The sequence below is a fragment of the Pseudomonas sp. R84 genome (assembly GCF_009834515.1).
Taxonomy (GTDB): Bacteria; Pseudomonadota; Gammaproteobacteria; order Pseudomonadales; family Pseudomonadaceae; genus Aquipseudomonas.
Genome location: NZ_CP019426.1, coordinates 5091966 through 5112946 on the forward strand (window position 1 = coordinate 5091966; position 20981 = coordinate 5112946).

9 protein-coding genes are annotated in these 20981 nt (G+C 56.8%); 3 read left to right on the forward strand and 6 right to left on the reverse strand.

The window, feature by feature from the left end:
- Window positions 1-8 precede the first annotated feature (8 nt).
- Genes PspR84_RS22590 through PspR84_RS22600 form a run of 3 tightly spaced genes read left to right on the forward strand, consistent with a single transcriptional unit; the run spans window position 9 to window position 3545 of the window.
- The gene (locus tag PspR84_RS22590) at window positions 9-1157 is read left to right on the forward strand and encodes a DUF4350 domain-containing protein (protein ID WP_174244525.1); all 1149 of its coding nucleotides are present in this window, start codon (window positions 9-11) and stop codon (window positions 1155-1157) included.
- On the forward strand, window positions 1154-2155 hold the full coding sequence (locus tag PspR84_RS22595) for a MoxR family ATPase (protein ID WP_160059195.1): 1002 nt from the start codon (window positions 1154-1156) through the stop codon (window positions 2153-2155). The genes PspR84_RS22590 and PspR84_RS22595 overlap by 4 nt, the downstream gene beginning before the upstream one ends.
- A gap of 58 nt (window positions 2156-2213) precedes the next feature.
- Window positions 2214-3545: a DUF58 domain-containing protein gene (locus tag PspR84_RS22600; protein ID WP_160059196.1), complete on the forward strand. Its 1332-nt coding sequence runs from the start codon at window positions 2214-2216 to the stop codon at window positions 3543-3545.
- Window positions 3546-3597: 52 nt separating this feature from the next.
- Here PspR84_RS22600 and PspR84_RS22605 read toward each other — a convergent pair whose 3' ends face one another.
- From PspR84_RS22605 to PspR84_RS22630, 6 genes are all read right to left on the reverse strand, one after another.
- On the reverse strand, window positions 3598-8286 hold the full coding sequence (locus PspR84_RS22605; protein WP_160059197.1) for an Ig-like domain-containing protein: 4689 nt from the start codon (window positions 8284-8286) through the stop codon (window positions 3598-3600).
- Complete coding sequence (locus PspR84_RS22610) at window positions 8279-12376, reverse strand: neuraminidase-like domain-containing protein (protein ID WP_160059198.1); 4098 nt, start codon at window positions 12374-12376, stop codon at window positions 8279-8281. Before PspR84_RS22610 ends, PspR84_RS22605 begins: the two co-directional genes overlap by 8 nt.
- Before the next feature lie 30 nt (window positions 12377-12406).
- Window positions 12407-16042 (reverse strand): Tc toxin subunit A, encoded by a 3636-nt coding sequence (locus PspR84_RS22615; protein WP_160059199.1) that lies wholly within the window; start codon window positions 16040-16042, stop codon window positions 12407-12409.
- A 148-nt stretch (window positions 16043-16190) separates the two neighbouring features.
- Window positions 16191-19325 carry a hypothetical protein gene (locus PspR84_RS22620; protein WP_160059200.1) on the reverse strand — a complete coding sequence of 1045 codons (3135 nt, stop codon included), beginning with the start codon at window positions 19323-19325 and terminating at the stop codon, window positions 16191-16193.
- 583 nt (window positions 19326-19908) lie between these two features.
- Window positions 19909-20268, reverse strand: a complete 360-nt coding sequence (locus PspR84_RS22625) for a PilZ domain-containing protein (protein WP_160060131.1) — start codon at window positions 20266-20268, stop codon at window positions 19909-19911.
- A 231-nt stretch (window positions 20269-20499) separates the two neighbouring features.
- Complete coding sequence (locus tag PspR84_RS22630; protein ID WP_160059201.1) at window positions 20500-20886, reverse strand: tetratricopeptide repeat protein; 387 nt, start codon at window positions 20884-20886, stop codon at window positions 20500-20502.
- Window positions 20887-20981: the final 95 nt, after the last annotated feature.

Below are 20981 nucleotides of genomic sequence, written 5' to 3' on the forward strand. Positions count from 1 at the left end.
GCCGCACAATGTGCTGGGTCGCGGCGTTGATCGCCCTGTTGCTAGGCACGTTGAGCGTTTTCCTCTACGTCAAAGCCAAGCCTTATCAGGAGGAAATCGATCACGGCCCCTCGCCCGCCGCGCAAGCCAATCCTTATCTGGCGGCCGAGCTGTTTTTACGTGAGCGCGGTCTCAACGTCAGCCATGCCGAAAGCCTCGCGGTGCTCCCCGATATCGACCCGCGCCGCCACACACTTCTGCTGTTCAACGACCGCTCACGCATGACCCCGCGTCAGGTCGATCAGGTGTTGAACTGGGCACGCGCCGGCGGGCGACTGGTGTTCGTCGCCGAATCGCTGTGGGATGAGCAGACGAAACAGAGCAATGACCTTTTGCTCGACCGGGTGCAACTGCATCAATCCCTGAGCAAGGATCTGAAAGACTTACCCGCAGACGCTGAACCAGAGCGCTTCCCGAAACTGACCAAACTTTATCTGGAAGACGAAGACGCACCGGCCTACGCCGGCTTCGACACCGACTTCCACCTCGAAGACCCGAAAAATCTGGCGCAAGCCTGGGCCAACAGTGCCAAGGCCACGCACATGATGCAGCTGCCCTACAGCCCGGGCACGATCACCGTGGTCACCGACGCCGAGTTGTGGAAAAACAAGACCATCAGCCAATACGACAACGCCTGGCTGCTCTGGTACCTGAGCGCCGACACCGACGTCACGTTGATCTACAACACCGAGCACGACGGCCTGCTGACCTTGCTCTGGCGCTACTTCCCGCAAGCCATCGTCGCCCTGCTCGCATTGATCGGCCTGTGGCTGTGGCATATCAGTCTGCGTCACGGTCCGCTTCAGACGCCGGCCCCGAGCGGGCGGCGACAGTTGCAGGAACACCTGCGCGCCAGCGCCGATTTCCTGTTGCGCCACAACGGCCAGCAAGCCCTGCTGCAAGCCCTGCAACAAGATGTGCTGCGCCGCGCCCGTCGCCGGCACCCTGGCTTTGATCGATTGAACGTTGCCGAACAATGGCTGGCATTGTCGCGCCTGACCCGGCAACCCACCCGCTCAATCAGCCAGGCCCTGAGCCCGGTGCCGAACCGGCAGCTATCCAGCGCCGAATTCTGCCGCCAGGTCGCCCACCTGCAAACCCTGAGGAACACGCTATGACTGAACAGATCGAGCCCGGCAGCGCCAGCCACGCCGCCCAGCAACGCCAGCGTGCCAGCCAGTTGGCGCAAGCGGTGCGCGGAGAATTGCAGAAGGCCCTGATCGGCCAGAATCAGGTGATTGATGATGTGCTGACAGCGCTCATCGCCGGTGGCCACGTGCTGCTCGAAGGCGTGCCAGGGCTGGGCAAAACCCTGCTGGTGCGGGCACTGGCCCGTTGCTTCGGTGGCGAATTCGCGCGGATTCAATTCACCCCGGACCTGATGCCCAGCGACGTCACCGGTCACGCGGTTTACGACCTGCAAACCGAGCAGTTCAAGCTGCGCAAAGGCCCGCTGTTCACCAACCTGTTGCTGGCCGACGAGATCAACCGCGCCCCGGCGAAAACCCAGGCCGCCCTGCTCGAAGCGATGCAGGAGCGTCAGGTCACGCTCGAAGGTCGCGCCCTGCCGATCGCGCAACCGTTCATGGTTTTGGCCACACAGAACCCGATCGAACAGGAAGGCACCTATCCCCTGCCGGAAGCCGAGCTCGATCGCTTCATGCTCAAGGTGCGCATGGACTATCCCGATGCCGAACAAGAGCTGCACATGGTGCGTCAGGTGTGTCGCTCGACCCGTGCCGACATGCTCGATGTGCAACCGCTGCGCACCGTATTGCAAGCCAAGGATGTGCAAGCCTTGCAACGCATCGCCAGTGATTTGCCACTGGACGACCAGGTGCTCGATTACGCCGTGCGCCTGGCGCGCAGCACGCGCACCTGGCCAGGCCTGATCCTTGGCGCCGGGCCACGCGCCTCGATTGCGTTGGTACGCTGTGCCCGTGCACGCGCCTTGCTGCGTGGCGGTGAGTTCGTGATTCCCGACGACATCAAGGGTTGCGCACTGGCGGTGCTGCGTCATCGGGTGCGCATTGCCCCGGAGCTGGATATCGAAGGCCTGCAGGTCGATCAAGTGCTCCAGCAACTGCTTGAGCAGATTCCGGCGCCGCGTCTGTGAAATTCGGGATGAGCCAAAAAGATCGCAGCCTTCGGCAGCTCCTACACGGAGTGAAGGCATGAAGCCGTCGAAACTGCTGTTGATCTGGCTGGCCTTGTTGCTGGCCATCGGCATTGTGCTGGGCACGTTGCGCGCACTGGAGATCGAGATCCCGGCGAGCCTGATCTCGATCAACTGGGGTTTGCTGCTGGCACTGTTGGCCCTGGCGATACTGGATGCGCTGCGCCTCAAACGTCTGCCGACGCCACGCGTCACTCGACAGATGCCCGGCAGTCTGGCACTCGGCCGTTGGGGTGAAGTGCGTCTGGAAGTCGAACATGACTTGAGCGAGCCGATGCACATTGAACTGTTCGACCACCCGCCAGAAGGGTTGAGCTTCGAAAACCTGCCGCTGTCGACTGAATTGCAACCGGGCCAGCGCAGCCTGCTCGGTTATCGGCTGCGCCCGCTCAAGCGCGGTCATTTCAGCTTCGAATATTGCGAAGTCAGCCTGCCTAGCCCTTTGGGATTATGGTCTGGCAGACGCCGGCTCAATGTCAGCGACCAGACCCGCGTTTATCCCGACTTCGCCCGTCTCTACGGCGGTGAACTCTTGGCAGTGGACAACTGGCTCAGTCAACTCGGCGTACGCCAACGGCAACGTCGCGGTCAGGGTCTGGAATTCCATCAACTGCGCGAATTCCGTGAAGGCGACAGCCTGCGCCAGATCGACTGGAAAGCCACCGCGCGCCAGCGCACACCGATTGCCCGCGAGTATCAGGACGAGCGCGATCAGCAGATCATTTTCATGCTCGACTGCGGCCGCCGCATGCGCAGCCAGGATGATGAACTGTCGCACTTCGACCACGCACTCAATGCCTGTCTGCTGCTCAGTTACGTGGCTCTGCGCCAAGGTGATGCGGTGGGTTTGAGTACATTTGCAGGTGATCAGCCGCGTTATCTGGCGCCGGTCAAAGGAAGCGGGCAACTGAACGTATTGCTCAACGCCGTTTATGACCTGGGCAGTACCCAGCGCCCCGCCGATTACCAGGCGGCCGTCAATCAACTGCTGGCCAGACAAAAGCGCCGGGCGCTGGTGGTGCTGGTGACCAATCTACGTGATGAAGACGACGATGAGCTGCTGAATGCGGTCAAACGCCTGAGCGCGCAACACCGGGTGCTGGTGGCGAGCCTGCGCGAAGAGGCGCTGGATTCGATACGCCAAAGAGCGGTGCAAAACTTGCCCGAAGCGCTAGCTTATTGCGGGACGGTGAATTACCTGAACGTACGGGCAGAACTCCATGAGCGCTTGAGTGTTCATGGGGTTCCGGTGGTGGATGTTCGGCCGGCGGAGTTGGGGGCCGAACTGGTGACGCAATATTTGAGCTGGAAGAAGGCTGGCTGCTATTGATGGAAAAACGCCCTTTTTTTAAAAAGGGCGTAAATGCCTGTAAGAGAAGGTGCTATGGAACAACGCTCCCATCATAAGGATTCTGGATTGTCAGACCGAGCGACGCGCCGGAGTTAAAAATAACGAACTCCCCCGCTTCATTCGTTTTAACAGGGTAAGGCGTTACCCCCACTCCGCTCACCATAACCACAACGTTTGGAGCGGGGTTACTCGAGAACGGAGAGGTCGCGCGAATTCCCCACTCAAACCTTGTCTCACTGTGCCTCGTCATCCACCGCTCAGCAGTTACCAGGTTATGTCCCAGTGACATAGCGAATGGCAAAGATTCCCAATCGCCGCCGCGTGTGGTTTTAAGCTTCAATGAAATTGTTCCGCTCTCCGTGATACCACGACAGATCAGCGTCCAAGACAACCATTCGAGATCAACTTGTTGCTCCTCATCAAGCGCGGGCATTACTTGAACACCAAGACTTTCTCCTTCCCACTCCAACTTGACAAAGCCACCCAACAAAGAACTGTCAGGTTTGGCCCGCAGTTTGAAGACGTGTAACGCTCCAAGGCAGGGGTACGAAGTGCCGTGACCAAAAAATTTCGGGAAGCTGTCGAACTGTACGTCGAATTCATCAAACAACTTACCGGGCAACAATCGATCAGGTATATCGGGGCTGCACAATTTCAACGTAAATTCGCCATTCGGCCCGCTAGTGGCAGCAGATACGGACCAATGAACAGGTTTGCCATCCACCGGATATAGGGTTTCCAGTTCAGGATCAAACCTCAACCCCAGCGCCTCTGCTCCGGTGAAGTCTTCCAGAGCCACACTCGCCCAACCAATCAACCAGCTATGCTTCCTGACCCTTAATTCCAGGTCATAGGCCAAGGCGCGTGACAGAACCAACTTTCCATCAACAAGATCCACCTCTTCGTCATTAAGCCAAAGCGTGAACTCCTGCTGCCAGGTATCCGAGTTTGGAATCGCGGTAAACATTATCGATTTGACCTCCCATCCGGCATAACCACCTTTGACAGTGGCGAGCAACCACCCCTCCCTGACCGGAGGAAGCCTGAACTTGACTTCGGCTTTGCCGGTAGCGTCCGTTTTCGTCGAGGCAATCTTGATGCCCGGATACTCATATTCCACCTCGACACCAAGCAACGCTTCACCCGTCTGCGTGGAAACCACAACCACATATGCTGAAACTTCCTGTCCCGGATGCCCACTGGGTTCCGCACTTTGCAGTGACTGTATTTCCCGTGGTTGATGCAGGAAATAAGGCAACGCAATTGACTCTGAATACAGGCTGTCGCCCACTGTGGCCGTCAACTGCACTGCACCAGGTGTCGTCGGTACAAACCGCACGCGCGCCCTACCGTAGCGATTGGTGGTGGTTGTCACTTCGCCAAGATCCAGGCTGCGCCACGTCACGGGCACCCCGGCCATCGGCCTGCCGCTGATCACCGATACCACTTCGACTTGCTCCGACACCTCATCCCCCCAGAGCAATGTCTGGTTGACGCGCTGGCGCTCAGCGATTTTCAGCACGCGTTCACCCGGCCCCAGCGACATTGCAATGATGGGGGACAGGCGGGCCAGCCGAGTGGACGCAAAGCGCAAGCCAAAACTTCCGTCCGTGGAGCCGTTCGCCTTGAACGCATAGGTCTGTCCAAGCTCTGAAAAAAGTCGGGGATCACCCAGCCTTGGTTCCTCAAACTGCAAGCCCAGTGCTGCCGGCCCGGGGCCCGTCATTGCCAACGTCAGATACTTGTCCACCAAGGCACTGTTGCTCGGCGCGGTGACGTTCAATACATGCTGGAGATTGTGCCGGGGGAAGAACGTTTGCGTACCCACTGGCTGTTCGTCCTGAAGGTCGAAACTCACCATCAGCCCATCCCAGGGATCGCTTGCCAGCGCGTTGACCGTCATCGGACGACGCTCTTCAAAGCCGTCAAAGCGACTGAGTACGGTCGCGATCACCAACTGTTCGCCGGCTTTTTGCGGCTTGAATTCGAAACCGCTCCAGCCATCCACCGTGGTGTGGATTTCTCGCGGTTCGGCATCGATTGTCCAGCTTACGGGCGCTTGATCAACGGGCTTTTCAGTGTGATGCGAGTAGACCTGCACCCACATCCACGCCGCATCCTGGTTCATGACCGGATCCACCGCCGATTCACGCCACGCCTCAATCCTGAGTTTGTTGTGGTCCAGCACCATCGGCTTGGCGACCGCTTCGAATTGGAGCTGCGGCAAGACCAGCGCGAGGGCAAATTCGTCCGGCCTCTCGCTCCCTTCAAAGTCCAGCTTCCAGGTCGCACCGCCGTCGCTCAATGTCTGTGGATAATCCCAGCGCGGATCAACCTTCGCATTCAATGAGTCAGCGGATGCGCCCGTCCAGATCAACGATGCCTTGAGCCCGACCAAAGGACTCAGCGCATGGGGTAAAACCCTGAAGCGGTGAACAGCCTTGAGACAGGGATACAGACTGCGCTCGTCCAACGAGGACTGCACCTGATCGAGCATCAGCGCTATTTCCTCCTTCAGGTCCTCGGCGAGCAGGCGTCCTGACAACTCGCGTACGCTCGACAGATTTTCAAGTCGCAGTTCAAGCTCAAACAAACTGCTGTGACTATCGGTTTTGTCTGAAACAAGCTCCCACTGCACTCCGCTCTCTATCAACGGTTTGGGCACTGTCAGCTCTGCGGGTTTCAATCCGATACCGGGATCCTTGTCACCCCGCCAGTGCAGGCTTATTTTTTGGTCAAGCCACTCACTGCCGGCAATGGGCACGACCTTCAGCGTGTGGGTCTTTCCACGCAGACAAAGCACACCAAGTGGATTGCCTTGAACATCGGTGTCGTCGATCCAGATGCTGACCTGGCTTTTCCAAGGGCTCGTGGCGATGGCCGAGACGCTGAAGTAGTGCTCAATCGATGCCGCATCATCATCATGGGCCCTGAGAACAGCTTTGACAGTCAGTTCGCCAGCGGTCTTTGGCGTATACAGCAAACTCGCCCAACCACCGGATCCGGTTACATCGCGTACCGGTTCACCATCCGGAATGCTCCATTCGACCAAGGCGTTGCTGACCGGATCACCGTCACCACTGACCGTCTCATGCACGGCCTGCAGCCGTAGCAACACACTTTCGGCTTCGTCCACGACCGGGAACTTGTTGGCTTCGCGCACCTCGCCCACCCTGACCCGATTACGCGCCAGCGACATCGGTTTGGCGGGTGACGGCAACAACAGTTTCGAACAGACCAGAAACAGCTTGAAGGAACCGTCGCGCTTATCTTCACTGCTCAGGGTCCAGACCATATCAGCGCCAGTGCGTTCTACCGGAACCTCAAGCGCAGGCGTGACATCGACACCCAGTTGCTCAGGGCTTTCGCCAATCCAGCGCAAAGAAAACCCGCTTTCCGACAATGGACTGTCAGACGGTAGCGGCAGGCGCACCCGCAGCTCATGAGAGCTTCCACGATTCGGATAACCTTGCGCATCCCAGGCCGTCTCTTTACCTTCGACCACGGCGCGCAGATCTTTCCATGGGTCGTGGGCCAATACCGGCACATTGAAATTTTCAGTCCATACTCCACTGGCGTAATAAAGGCTTTCGACCGACGCTTCGATAACCGCCTCCCCCGCCTCCTTCGGCTCGAAGTCGTAGTAAGCCCAGCCCTGTTCATCGGTATTGGACGCAGCTGTCACTCTGCCCCCCGCCAGCGACCAGTTCACCGTGCAGCCCTCGATGGACTGGGAGGTGTAGTAAGAAATAACCTGCACGCCCAGTCGCACACGTTGTTCAAATTCCAGCACCGGGTAATACGCCGCTTCGAGTTTCTCCCTGAAGACCAAACGGTGATGCCCCAGTGATAGGCAGATCGGAAAGGCTTCTGCGCGGTACTGGTTCTGCAAGCTCAGCGAAAACTCGTAGGGCAGTGGAACATTGATCATCGGAACATCAATCGACCACGCTGATGTCAAAAGTTGATCGACGCCCCAATCGGGCTTCACGACGACCGCCTCCTGCGGATTGCCTGTGCTGATCAAGGCAGCCTTGGTACCTAGCCATGCATTGCCTGGCTCGGGCTCAAACGACAACTGGTGAGGCATGAGCATCGGCAATTGGTTTTGATCCATTGCCGACGATGCCCCCACACACAGATACACCTTTTGCTCTGACGTCAGGCGTTCTTGATCCAGTTGCACCGCTTGCAGCTTCAAATCATCCAGTTGCAGTTGGATGTCCAGTTGGGTGATGCAGATTTTTGAGTAACGATCATTCGCGTCATTTAGCGGGCTGTGAATCTCGATACGCAGCGTGTCATCACGAGCGAACGCCCCCCCCAGAGGCAAATTGTATGGTTTCAGGTCCAGCGCCAATGGTTGCCCGGCTTCGCAATGGGTCTGACCTTGTGCGTGACCAAGCGGGCTGTGTGGTTTGAGTTCGACCCGGTGCAATTCCTCCTCACCCTTGCAGATGCGCACCCAGCCCGATTTTTCGTGTCTCGTTTCGCACATGAAACTCAACGTATAACGCGCGTCTTCACCGGGATTCTGCGGTATCCGCAATTGCTGACTTGCCCGGCCACCATTCTTGATCGACAAAAAGGGGGTCAGGAACCCTTGCCACAACTCTGCCTCTTTGGCAGCTGCCCCCGACGTATTCCAATGAGTCAGTCCTTGAAGAAACTCACCGTTTCGAATCAGACTTTCGTTGGCGTAAATCCCTGGTTTACTCATGGCGGCTCGCTCCTTGACGTTGACGCTTTGCACGCGCTTTTTTAGCCGTGGTGACCAAGTCTTCCACGTGCCGCCCGAAGGCCGGGTCACCCGCCTTGGCCGTGTAGTAGACGCGCACCACGACGTCCGACAGAGAGCGCAGCATTGCCGCCTGGGAATCTTGCGCGGCCCAAGGGAAACTCAATCTCCAGTTGGAAACCGCACCAGTATTTTCGAACGGATTGAGCAAGCCCTCATCAGGCTTCATCGCCGTCAGACCATTGTCGGCAATGCCCTTGGAAAGGACGATCTGTTGACCGCTGCGCAGGTTGAATTGCACCTCGACAGGAGCCCCACCCCCCTCAACGTTATGCAAGTACTTGACCGACTGCGACGTTGCCTTGGTGGCCGTCATGCTACCGAGCTGAACCACAGAGGCGTGCACATCCTCGTGAGGCCCGGTAAGAACCGGCAGATCAATCTCCACCGCGCTGATCTGTCGGCAGTAATGTCCAGGGTGATCGCGGTCGAACAGCAACTGTGTGAGTTTGAATTCCAGCGAGCCATTGGTTTGCAGATCCGTCAACGCATCCGTCCAGCTACCAATACCCGGCTGAGGGTCAATTTCATCATCGAACAATTGGCGCAACGAAACGGTCTTGACAAGTTCCAACCGTCGCTCATTGCGTTGCAGGTACTCTCTTTCCATACGCAGGAGGTACGCACGCAAATGCTCGCCAGCCGTCAACCCATGACGCTGATCCAGCCAGAACTGCTGCAACGGCAACTGTGTTTCGTAATCGCCGGTTTCGGCACTCAAAGACGCCTGGGCACTGAAGCACAAACTGAGCACCGCATCGTAGGCCTGGTAATGCAACGCCTTGAGCTGACCGATCATCCAGCCGTACAGCTCAGCATTGGTCGCACGTTTTTGCAGAAAGTTGTACACCTCCAATGCCTGGCCGTTGGCCCGCAGCGTTTGCGCCAGGTTGGCGAGGGCAGCCGCCACCGCATGCCGTTGCGCCTCGATTTGTGCGTTGATCGCACTGACCTCCGCCAGCGCCTGATCGCGTTGCAACCTCCATTCATCTCGGCGACGGCGATAGCCTTCAGTGGTTGACTGTTTATCGGCATCGATTTGCAACAGCGACGAGGCGATTTCCAGCCCGAAACACACGGCATCGGTGATTTTTTCAACACGATGGCCGCCGTTGGCCAGGCCAAAAACGTTTGGAAACGACGCCAGAACTGCCCCTACAGGCTTGATGACCTTTGCGGTCAACGCCAATACCTTCGACTGATTCAGGCTGGCCATGACCTCATATTCAACTGGCGACACGTGTTCGACAAAGCGCTGTGCATACACATCAGCACGCTCCTGTGCCACCGTACGACTCTGCTCGAGAGCCGTTACGCTCGCCTCCAACTGGGCGATGGATTGCTCTTGTACTGTCTGTGCGTAGCTGCCCAGTTCCACCAGATGGTTTTGCTGCAGTTCTTCCTGCTCGGCGCGGTCGCGACGCTCAAGCAGATTGAGTACCTGACTACCGTAATCCTGCAGTGCTTGCACGGCTCGCAATGCAACCTCGAATGTCACGCGCCAACGGAATGCGTTGACCACCAACCGCCCTCCCAAAGGCCTCGGGCCGGCGGCACCGGCCGCCGCGAGATCGCGCAGCAATTGATTCGGATCAGTCGCAGGGCTGAACAAGGGAATGTCCAGAGGCTTGCCGTCCAGCGAGAGGTTGTTACGCATGTTGAAAATGCGCTGCTGCGGCGCGGCAAACAGGTCGAGCAACGATTGATTGATGGGAATTTTGAATGGCTTGCAGGCCAATAGCCCAAGCATCGGCGCAGTATCTGAGCCGGACGGAACATCGGCCAGACTGAAGTTGAATGTCTGTTCGAATGTTTCCAGAGCCGGACGCGTGCCACACTGCAACAGCAGGTTGCCGACCGTATCGGTTTGCCAATGACTCACCGCCCGAGCATTGGGCGCCTTGCCCATCAGAAAGCCAGCCTGCACGTAACACAGTTTGGCCGCCACCAGGCTGTCTCGTGTCAGTTGGCGGTAATACCAATCCCCCCACGCCATCAGATTTTTAACGTACTCGGTAAACATCAGTATTCTGAAGTGCACTGGCTTCGAATAGCCGATGGCATCCGGGTCGGCCGGAGCCAGCGCTTCGCAGCCGGCATTGCCTTCATCCATCCCCAAGGGTCGGCTGCGCCAATAGCGCGGTTTAGCCGGCAGCGAGGCGTCCTCTTTGATCGCCTGCGGGTCAAAAATGTAATGCAGCCACTGTTGCGCCTCAAGATAACGTTCCTCATCACGCAGGCGTGTCGCCACAAGGTGCGGCAAATGAACAAACAATTCCCAGAAAAACAGCCCGTTGGCACCATCAAAAGCACCGTTTGGCTCGATGAAATCACTGCCTGTCGGCGGCGGTTCATGCATGAACTGGGTGTCCCAGTGCAACACCGCCTCCACCGAGATATTGGCGCGCCAGACCAGTTCCGGACCAATCTGCGAATTCAAGCGGGTGTATTGCAGCTTTAGCGACGATTGGTTGAATGAGAGAAACTGGGCGGCATCGACGGTGTTCTTCACCAGAGTGGGCGGGATGAAATCCAGCAGATTGGCAACATTCAGTGTGAATTTCTTGATGCCGTACGCTCCGGCGTCAAGAGCGAACGTGGTTTCCTTCGACCAGGTTCCTTTCGCTCGAGTGAACTCCTTCGAGGCGTCCACGCACCAGTTACCAGCAATAGCAAGAGACGCCTCGACGTCCAGCGGATCATCATCTGTTCTATTCAACAACTGCAATTTAACGGTCGTCTTAGCGTCACCCGATTGGCCCGTGGGCATACAAAATCCCCGCACCACCAGTACATCTTGACCCGCCGCACCTTCACCTTCACGTCGTGCCGTGACGTGCAACCCCAGAAACGCGGCCATCGTACCGCCTGCTTCTACCCGGCTGACAATTTCTACTTGGCTGGGCAGTCGATGCTGAACGGTCTCGGGAGTCTTGAAGCGCGTCTCCCTCGCCTTGTCCAGCCACGCGCCATCGTCATATGTCACGGGGCGCATCAGTACGTCGTGAACCGTACGCGCCGACACTTCATGAGGGCCATATACCCCTTCGAACAGGATGCCCAGCGTCCCTTTGGGTTCCACAGAATCGGTGCGCACCGTCGCCACCATGGCAGTAAAGGAAAACCTGTCCCCTTCATCAGTACTCCTTGAATACGCGGAACTGTGCACAATCAAGGGTGCCGACCATTGCCCGTTCTGCGTCATGAAAGCCAGATTGATATCCAGCTTGCCGTCTATGGACTCTTCCTTGTCTTTACCGGCGACCGGCTCGCGCCACTCCGCCCAGACCAGACACAATCGGCCATTCCAGAACACCGGGCGTATATCCACAACCCGATTGGCTGGCTGAACCTCAATGGCTTGCCATTCGCTCCACGCCGCCGGGTTGACCGCCGTACAGGTCGGCGTCAGCTCAATCTGTGCCCTGCGCCAGAAGTACTGGCACGGTTGCACACGCTGGCGCCCGATGAAGTAATAATCGGCACGTTCAGGCGTATCTCCGTCCATGTAGCAACTGAGAACATCCAGATCGCAGGTTTGCTCGAACGTTTGCAAATATCCGCGCATCGCTGCCTGAACCGAATCCACACTCAAGCGCGTTTGATTGAGGTCGTTTTCAAGGTTTTTGAACAGGCTGGTCTTGCGCTGGCGGACAAACGGGGTGATGTAGTTTTCCGGGTAGAGGCTGATCAGTTGTACTGCTGCCCAGTCCGGATAGTTGCTGTAGAGGTCCCACTGCGCCAGATGCTCTGCGGGCACTTGGTAATTGGTGAAGCCCGGTTCCAGTTTGCGATGCACCGCATTTATGTACTGCTGCACGCAACTGATCGCTTCAGCGACCCATGAGCTTTGCCTGGCATAAGTGTCCAGTGGATCCATGCGCAGCAATTCAAACAGATCTTCCGGCGTTTTCAGGAACGGGTACTTTTGCCTGTTGACCTTTCCAATGCAGTAATCGAGCAACGCCGAACGACGTTTTTCCAGCAAATCACCAGTGCTGTTCAAATCCATGATCCGTGCTCCCTGAGACAAAATCCTGGGTCAAATGGCCGTGAGGCCACGCTGCTCATTGCTCGGCTTCATGCCGGCAAAGGTGATGGGCTCGAAATAGGCTTCTATTTCGCCACCATCGGTACGCACACTGAATACGAATGTCCCGCCGGTGGGGCTGGAGACGACCACGCGCGTCACCCCTTCCTGATTGGTGAATCCATCAGCCGGTCGGATGATCGCTTCATTGATTTTCGATGGCGGCACGCTTTCCACGAACCATTTCACAAGCACGTCTTTCCCGAGGTTGCCGTATCTGTCTTCCGCCGTTGCGTAAAGCTCGATTTCCTGCCCTCGGGGAACTATCCCCAGCGGTATCGGGGATTTGAACTCACTGGGAAACCCCATGGTGCTGCCATCAAAGTTGATATAGACGGGGGCGACAGGCTCGGGCGCGAACAAGTCCAGCCAGTAAAGGATCTGGTCTACTCCCATGACCTCGCCAGGCCTGTATTCAACCTCGACCTCACCGTTTATATCGGTTGCTATGTTTCGCATGGTCCCTAATGTGGTTTGCCAGTTAACGTTGACACCCGAAAGGGGGGTGTCTGCAGCATCTGTGACAGTCACTTTATAGGTAGCTTTTTCATCAGCTTTTTTTGCAATCAAATAGTTGCTGTCAATGATTTCAGACCTGGTTTTGACCAATGCCTTGAGGTCTCCCGGTGCATGCACCAGTGGTACCTGGCGTCGGGACTCGTTCAGCAAGGCAAGCTCAGCGGCCTTGGCGTAGGCCACCTTGTCCACCGTCTCAGGCAGATTGCCGATCTGGAAAATCGTCGATGCGTCCATGCCGGTTTTGCTTGACAGCACGCGTACACGCATCAACAGATCGAGTTCGATGAGACCTCCGAGCACCAGATTTCCAGACTGGTCGATGTGTTTCAGACAGTCGCGCGCTTCCTGCGCGCTCCAGCCGAAAAACTCAGCCAGTCTGATTGCCGAGGCCTGTTGCGCCAGCCACAATGCATTCCCTGAGATCTCAGGCAGGGCATTGACCTCGCGCAGGTAATCCAGCAGCTTTTGTGGCGGTTGCTGGCCAAGATCGAAGGCGCGCGTCAGCGTGCTCAAGTAGTACAGAGTGCGCACCGAGAGTTCAGGCTCAGCGTTCGGGTTCTTGCCAAACCAGACCTTGTGGCCGTAATCCACGTAGTCCTGCAATAATTCAGCACTGAGGTTCAGTGTCATGGCCACTTCACTGCGCCGCCGCACTTCGGCCAATAAATCGAACAATGGACCGCCAGCGTCACGACGTCCCTGCTCAATATGCGCAACCACCTGATCCAGAAAAGAGTGAGCGGTTGAATTCGCCCAACTCAATATCGGTATGGCGTGCCCGGCCGGGATCCCGGCATAGACGGCCAACGTCTCCTTCAACAGTGATAATTGAGCATCCCGGGCCTGCAAAAGCACTGTGAGCATTGTGTTGACGAGGGTGTCATGCACAAACTTGTCGAACCCACCAAAAGCATTTTCCACAACCCACAGGAGTTTCGTGCGCACGACAGCCTCGTATGCCTCTGGCGTTCCAGCGAAGGGCAACACCAGTCCGTAATGATCGACGAGAGCTCCCCCCCCCCTACTGGTCGACAGGAAGTCCATCCAGTCGACCACGCCAACAGAAGTAACGCCTGCCGTCAAAAAGGCATTATTGGACAGCCGCGCAGCTGGCAGGAGGTTGGTGATTTGATCGAAGAATTGCAGGTCCGACTCGCTCGCCATGCTGACCCGCTGCGGTACGGCAATGTGTCGCAACATCCAGAGCACCGACAGATTACTTTGCTCGCACCATTGCACACAGGTGTCCATGGCTTCGACCAGACTCAGCACATCCGGTTTGGTGCTCGCCGAGGCGTTGATCACCGGCACGCCTGCCAGGCCATCGACCCATTGCTGCCCGCCCAACAACGTCAGCATCAATACACCTTCGACCGGTGTCATGTTAAACAGCCGCGGCAGTATGACCAGGCGACAAAAACTGGAAACGATCGCGGGGGTGAGACGCAAGGTTTCTTCACACTTGTGTGCGCCGGCGACCGCCAGAGCCAGATAATGATAGGTCTGCAGATCGATACCCAAGCCATTGCACAGCTGGCTGATCGTCAGATCGGCTACACCGGGTACCGGCGTCACCGGGAACAATCCATCACCGAGTTTCAAGGGTTCGCGATATGCCCCCTGACCATTGAAGATCTGATCGAATTGCGAAAGGGTTTCGCCACGACCATAGATCGATAATTGGTCAACAATGACAGCGAAATCCGCCGCCGTGCAGCGATAGCGTTCGCGCAAATGCTGGAACAACCCCAACGCATGCACGACGCTGTCCGATATCACCCATGTCGGCTCACTTGTAGTGCTACGAGCTTCAGCTCTGATTGCCGCCGTCAACAGGGCATCCACCTGGTCGCTCGGCAAATCAAGCCAGATGTCCAGGCGCAGTTTGCGGTTCATCCGGTCGATTGCAGTCAGACCTGCCAAGGTCTCGGGTTTAACCGTCAGCGTGTTGAATTCTGCGTAGTCGATATGGATACCGGGGTGCACATTGGCATTGATATAAACGGAGCCAGAACGCGCACTTTCCGCAAATGAGTCCGTATTGTCGACATAGTCGATGTTCCTCGAGCGCACCGGTGCAAAATCACCCACCGATAACAATCGTTCGATCTCCACCGCTCCGAGTTTGGTTGCTTCACCGAAATACTTGACCTGGTTGAAGGTCTTCCAATCAGACTTGTCAGTATCGAAGTTGTCTCGGTAAAACGTCTCGGCATGCGATAAATCGTACATAGGTTCAGTCAGCAGATTTCGCTGATATGGGCCCAGCCGCGAGGCATGCGCCAACGCCCGAGTGTTACGGGCAGCACCGACAACCGACGTTAGAAAATAGGGATAGGACAGATCAATGGTGCGGTCGAAATCGCCCACCGAAAGCCCTTTGGAGCGCGCCACACCGTCAATCGTGACCCAATGCTGATAGTAAGGCAGGCCGTTGGGATAGCGCGCGGTGATCAAGGCATCTTCGATTGACCCTGGTTGCTCTGCCGTGATGAATTTCTCCAGCACCGCGATGATAATGTCGACCGACGACACCGCCTGATGCACCGCTGGCCCGTCGACAGACAGCAACTTCAAGTCGGTACGGCGGTCATGCAGCAGGAGCTTTTCTTTCGCGTCACCATTAGGTTCGATACGCAGTAGAACCCAGCGCAACAGATCGATCAGGTATGCCACGGGCGAGATGCATGATTCCAACGCCTCGGGGGGGCACATGCTATCGAATCGGGTAGGGAAGATAATCTCGTATTTCGGGCCATCAACCATCGACAGCAGCCCGCTCGACGGACCGGTCTGTATGGTTTTATCGCCCTTTAAAGTGTGTTCGATAAACTCACGCCGGATATACGTGACGTAACTGTTGGCCCGCCGGATGAGCTGGCGGGCGTCGCCCACACTGAGTTGGTGCTCACTGACCAAGGCCTGAGCGCCTTTTTCCACCAGCGGAAAAATCGAACCGCCCTGCTCGAGATAAGACCTCAGCTTCTCCAGCCCGGCGTTTTCTGTGATTTGTGCTTCACCAAATATTTGCTCGAACATCTGCACAACGGGGCGGGACGCAACAGTCATGATCAATATCCTTGAGACGATAGCGGGTGCCGGCAACCTGGCTTCACCATCAGATTGCCGGTGGGTGCATAAGGATTTAGCGCTTTTGAGTGACATTCGCCTACTGTCAGATCTGACAGTATTTATGACCACTCATCGGAAAATTGACTTATGAAAATTTCGAAGAACCCGGTTCGACCTCAAAGCGCTCGCTATCAATCCAGTCAGAGCCTTTTTCAGCATCGGTGAGGCTCTGCCTGAATCGAAACCATTGCCCTCCCGCCATCAGCAACGGTCCGGACTGCGCTTGCCAGCCGTTCAAGGGATCGACGGGAATGTTCGCGGTCAATACCAGATCCGGGTTGAACCAGCTCACGACTGCTCCGACGCCTTGGCGACCGTTGCCTGCCAGGGACACCGGGTTAGCCACCCAACTACCTGGTGCCGGCACCTCAATGGTGGGCTCGTAAGTGTTCAACACAATCGGCCGCGTTGCCGGCGCCGATTCGAATTCACCGAGCGCCGAGACCACCTCCAGCAAAGAATCGCCACCAGGCTGGTCGAGTTCCAGCCTCACCCACCAAGTGCGATCGGCCCTCACAGGGGCACTTTGATGTGCACTGCCCACCTTGACCGTGACTGTGTCGCCCGACACGCCGAAACCGGACACAACCAATACCCGCCCGGCATGATCATCTGTCGTCGGGGATTCGATATCAGGTGCTTTCGGGACGACCTGATAGGTCACCCGATCACTATCCCTCGAAGTTTGCGGGTCACCGTCATTGTCGTAAATTTGCAGGGCCCAGATGGTTTTATGACCCACCGGCAAGGTCACCACAACACTCCATTCGCCTTCGCTATTTACCTCCGCTTCGGTGAGTGGCGCAGAAGTATCGCCGAGCATCCACACTTCGACCTGTGCGTACGGCATCCCCTTCCCGGAGAGCGTCGAGGTGCGTGACAACTTTTCTCCGCCGTTCGGACAAGTAATCTCCGGAGGGAGTACAACTGCCTTGAATTTGCATTGCTCACTTCGCTTGAAAGGTCGCTCGTAGATCGTTTGCTCCGCCCGAATGACATGCTCGTCAAAAGCCAGACCGGTGAGGTCGATTGACCATTTATCATTGTTGGTGAGCCTCTGCGGCAAAGTCAGATACTTCCCGAATCGGTCATCCCACAATCGCATCGTGGCGCCCTCCATGCCGCCCGAGCCGGTGACGGATATGTCACGGGGTACTTCACTGCCTTGCAGCGGATAAGTGATGACCGGTTGGGCTATCACAGGATAAACCGTGAAAGTCCTGTCCACTTTCGGTGAATCAAGCCCTTGGGCAACCTGATGCACTTCGATCTTGTGAGGGGTATTCACGCTAAAGGGGGTGGGTCGCTGGAACGTCCAGACCTTTGCAACGACGTTCACTTTATACGTCTGTGGATCATCGCTGAAGTTGATGTACACCTCCGCTCCCGACCAACCGCTGCCGCTGAATACCGGGGAAAGGCCCTCTTCGGAAGGTACGTTGAGTTCGGGCGCCAATGGCGGAATAGTGACGTTGAGGACGCACCAGGTGGGTGACCATTGACCATTCAAAACTTGTTTGATGTGGACTTCCCGATTGTTTGTGGGTCCCCACTCTGCCGAAGCTGTGGTTGACCATTCATTACCGACAACATCTTTCGCTGGCGCGGCCAGGTTGGCACTGTTGGGATGACGAACGTGCACCGTGGCGCCATTGAAACCTTTGCCACTGAAGGTTGGCCGGTATTCCACGGTGTGCTTCAAATCGCTGACATCAGGCAGCGCTTTGTTCAGAGTGAATTCCAGGGGCAGCGATTCGATCCAGCCGCCAGCACCGTCGGTAAGTTTCTGAACAATTGTCAGCTTGTATGTACCAACCGGCCAGTTCGTTGCGATGGTTTCCCATTTGCCATTCGCCACGACAACAGGGGGCGGAGGTGTTGCACTCGGGTCACTGTCGATAGTGAACTGCACTGTGGCGCGGTCATGGCCCGCTCCAGAGAATTTCACTGTGGTGTCAGTGGGATAGGTGACGACAGGGTCGGCCAACTTTGGAGGGCGGATTTTGAAGGCGCGGGCAGCGCTGGGCGTCGATGGAACGCCATCCACTTCCTGCACTGCTACAAGGGACAGCACTCCTGGGGCGAGGCCTGAAAGTGATGCGGTCCAATCTCCGGCCGTCGCACCGGGAATACTGATCAACGGCGGATTGCCGGACAGATCCTTGAAGATCTTGATGGTCGCATTTGCCACCGCGCCTTTCCCAGTGAGGGTGAACGATGTGTTTTGTATGCTTGCTGCAGGAGGACCGGCGATCAGAAGCACGGGAGGCCGGATTTGCAGTGACAACGTTTGGCTACGGCCTGAGCGGACGTTATTCGAAATCTGTTCGACGACGAGATTGAGCTTACCCGACGGTACTCCAGTGAGCGGAATACTCCAGGCACCATCGCCCGCTGGCACGGTGCCCGAGCCATAAAGCGGAGTGTCACCCACAGGGGGCAGCACCTCCAGCCGGGCGCCGGGCGTACCGTTGTTACCTTCCAACAGGAAAGACTGATCGTTCAAGGAAGACGGTAGTGGTTTGAGGACCACAGGTGGGGCCAGCACCGTGAAGAGCACAGGTAATGTATATATGCTGGTCGTACCGACATGAGAAACCAAAGCACTGACCGACACGGGACCATTGAGCGTATTCGCTGTAAGAGGCGCTTGCCAGTTTCCTTGGCCATCAATGGTAGTTTCAGCGCTCAGAACTTCACCATGATGGGGAGGAGACTTGACGATGAGCACCTTCGAGTTCGGAGCACCGATGCCACGGAAAATCAGGCCGTTAGCGAGTTCAGGAGTGTTGGGTCTCGGAAAAGTCAAGATTGCTCGATAGATCTCCATTGGCGCTGTACGTTCAGAATACTGTCCGTCGAGTCTCTGAAGTACTTCGATTCTGCTTTTGTTTACGTTAACGGGGAAAGTGATCGCCCCACTCCATTTTCCGGATGTAACAGGCGCCCCCCCAATTACTCCAGTCGGCGTACCCGCGACATAAATAAAGACATACGCTCCGGAAATACCTGTGCCTGCGCCGGGATAAGGTGAACCGGAAATGTTTTTGATCAGATTGATGGTCGGGGGGGGAGGAGGTATGGAATCAAGAGAGACGTCAGAACTCTCGACAGGGAAGTCAACCTGTTCGGATCCACTTTCAACTTCGCCACCCCCTTGTGGGACTTCCAGGGACTCGCCAGGCGTGTCCTCATTTGTACCGTCATTAGATATGGACATAACTGTCTCCTGGACTGTTCAAGAATGGCGATGCTGAGTGCAAAAAATCCTAGGGCGAACTCGTGCACTTGCGCACCTGATACTTCTGACAGTCCCGACCAACGGCAACACTTCCCACAACCTACTCTGACTGCGTCCTGCAAGGGGAGTGACAGCGGGCTACATCGATCACTACTCAAAAAAGCCGCTACTGCGCCGTCGCGCAATTACGTGAATCGTGGCATGCAGATACTCATGGTCGCGCCTGACGTTAACCCCGAAGCGATGGCCATTCAAACCTACTAAACCTTTTCTTCGGTCAGCATTCTGCTGCTCGACCCCGTGACAGCCCCGAAGACAAGCCAAGGCATCTGACGATGGCGATCTATCAATTGAGAGAGATGGGAGTTATTACAGGTGGAGAAGGCGCTGGATCAGGAGCGAGTGATCGCTGTGGTCTGGTTTTGGATCAGGGGAACCTGTGAAGACTCCATCGTTCGCAAGCCCGCTCCGACAGGGTCTGCGTCGACAGCAGCTCTCATGCACAGTGCCAAACTTACAGGCGGCGGCTTACCAGCAATGGCAACAGCGAGCGCCGCCGAAATCAAGCCGAAGCCGGCAACGGCTGAAAACTGAAATACTGCCGCAACGCCTGCACCAACTGGCCAAACTCCACCGGCGGTTGCAGGAGAATGAACCCGGCGTCGTAATGCAGTGGTGTGGCGTCTTCATGGCACCAGACGCAACACGCGGTGAAGTCCATGACCTGTTGGCAGCCATCGCTGGCGGGGATTTTCAGGCGTAGCTGGAAGTCCACGCCCACCATCATCGGCAACTGGCTGATCAGCATCAGCCCGTCTGCGGAGACATTGCCGAGAAAACCGATCTGTTTGTCGGTAACGGTATTGAACACTCTGAGGAAATACGGCAATTGATGCCGTTCGATCCGGCGGTCGGTAAACATGCGCAGTTCGCCATGCAAGGCTCCGTCACAGAGCCGCACCTTTGCTTCGGAACGTTCCTGCATTGCAGGCCCGCTCTCCCCGCTTCCGGTGTGACGGTCGCTACGTCGCCGTCACTTGACCACTTGCCAGTCGCAGGTGTTGCTCCGGGTTTACAGATTCGGCTCTAAACCCGGGTTATTCGACTATAGCTCAGCTTGTACACACGGCCAGATTTTGTATGACAACTGTCATCAGAAGCGGGTCGGGCGCACCACGGCAGCGGCACTGCGCGTCGGGTAATGGCCCAGGCTCTGCAAGGTTTCCAGACGCGCGCGGGCGCGGAAGGCGTATTCGCTGTTCGGGTAAGACGCAATGATGAACTGGTAGGTCTGCGCCGCGTCGACAAACATCTTCTGCCGTTCCAGACACTGGCCGCGCATCATCGACACTTCCGGCCACACGTACGGGCGGGCACGGCTGGCGCGTTCGACCTTGGACAGTTCGAGCATGACCTGCTCGCAATTGCCGCGGTCATAGGCGCTGTAAGCGTTGTTCAAATGATGGTTCATCGACCAACGGGTGCAGCCCGTCACGGCGAGGACGCTGAGGGCAAGGGCGGCAATGGGCAACAATCGCATGGGGGTTCTCCTGTCTTGTGCTCTGTATCGACCCACGGTCGGAAATCTTCAGGCGCGTTTGTCCCAAAGTTGCCTTGTTCAATAAAGAAACCATT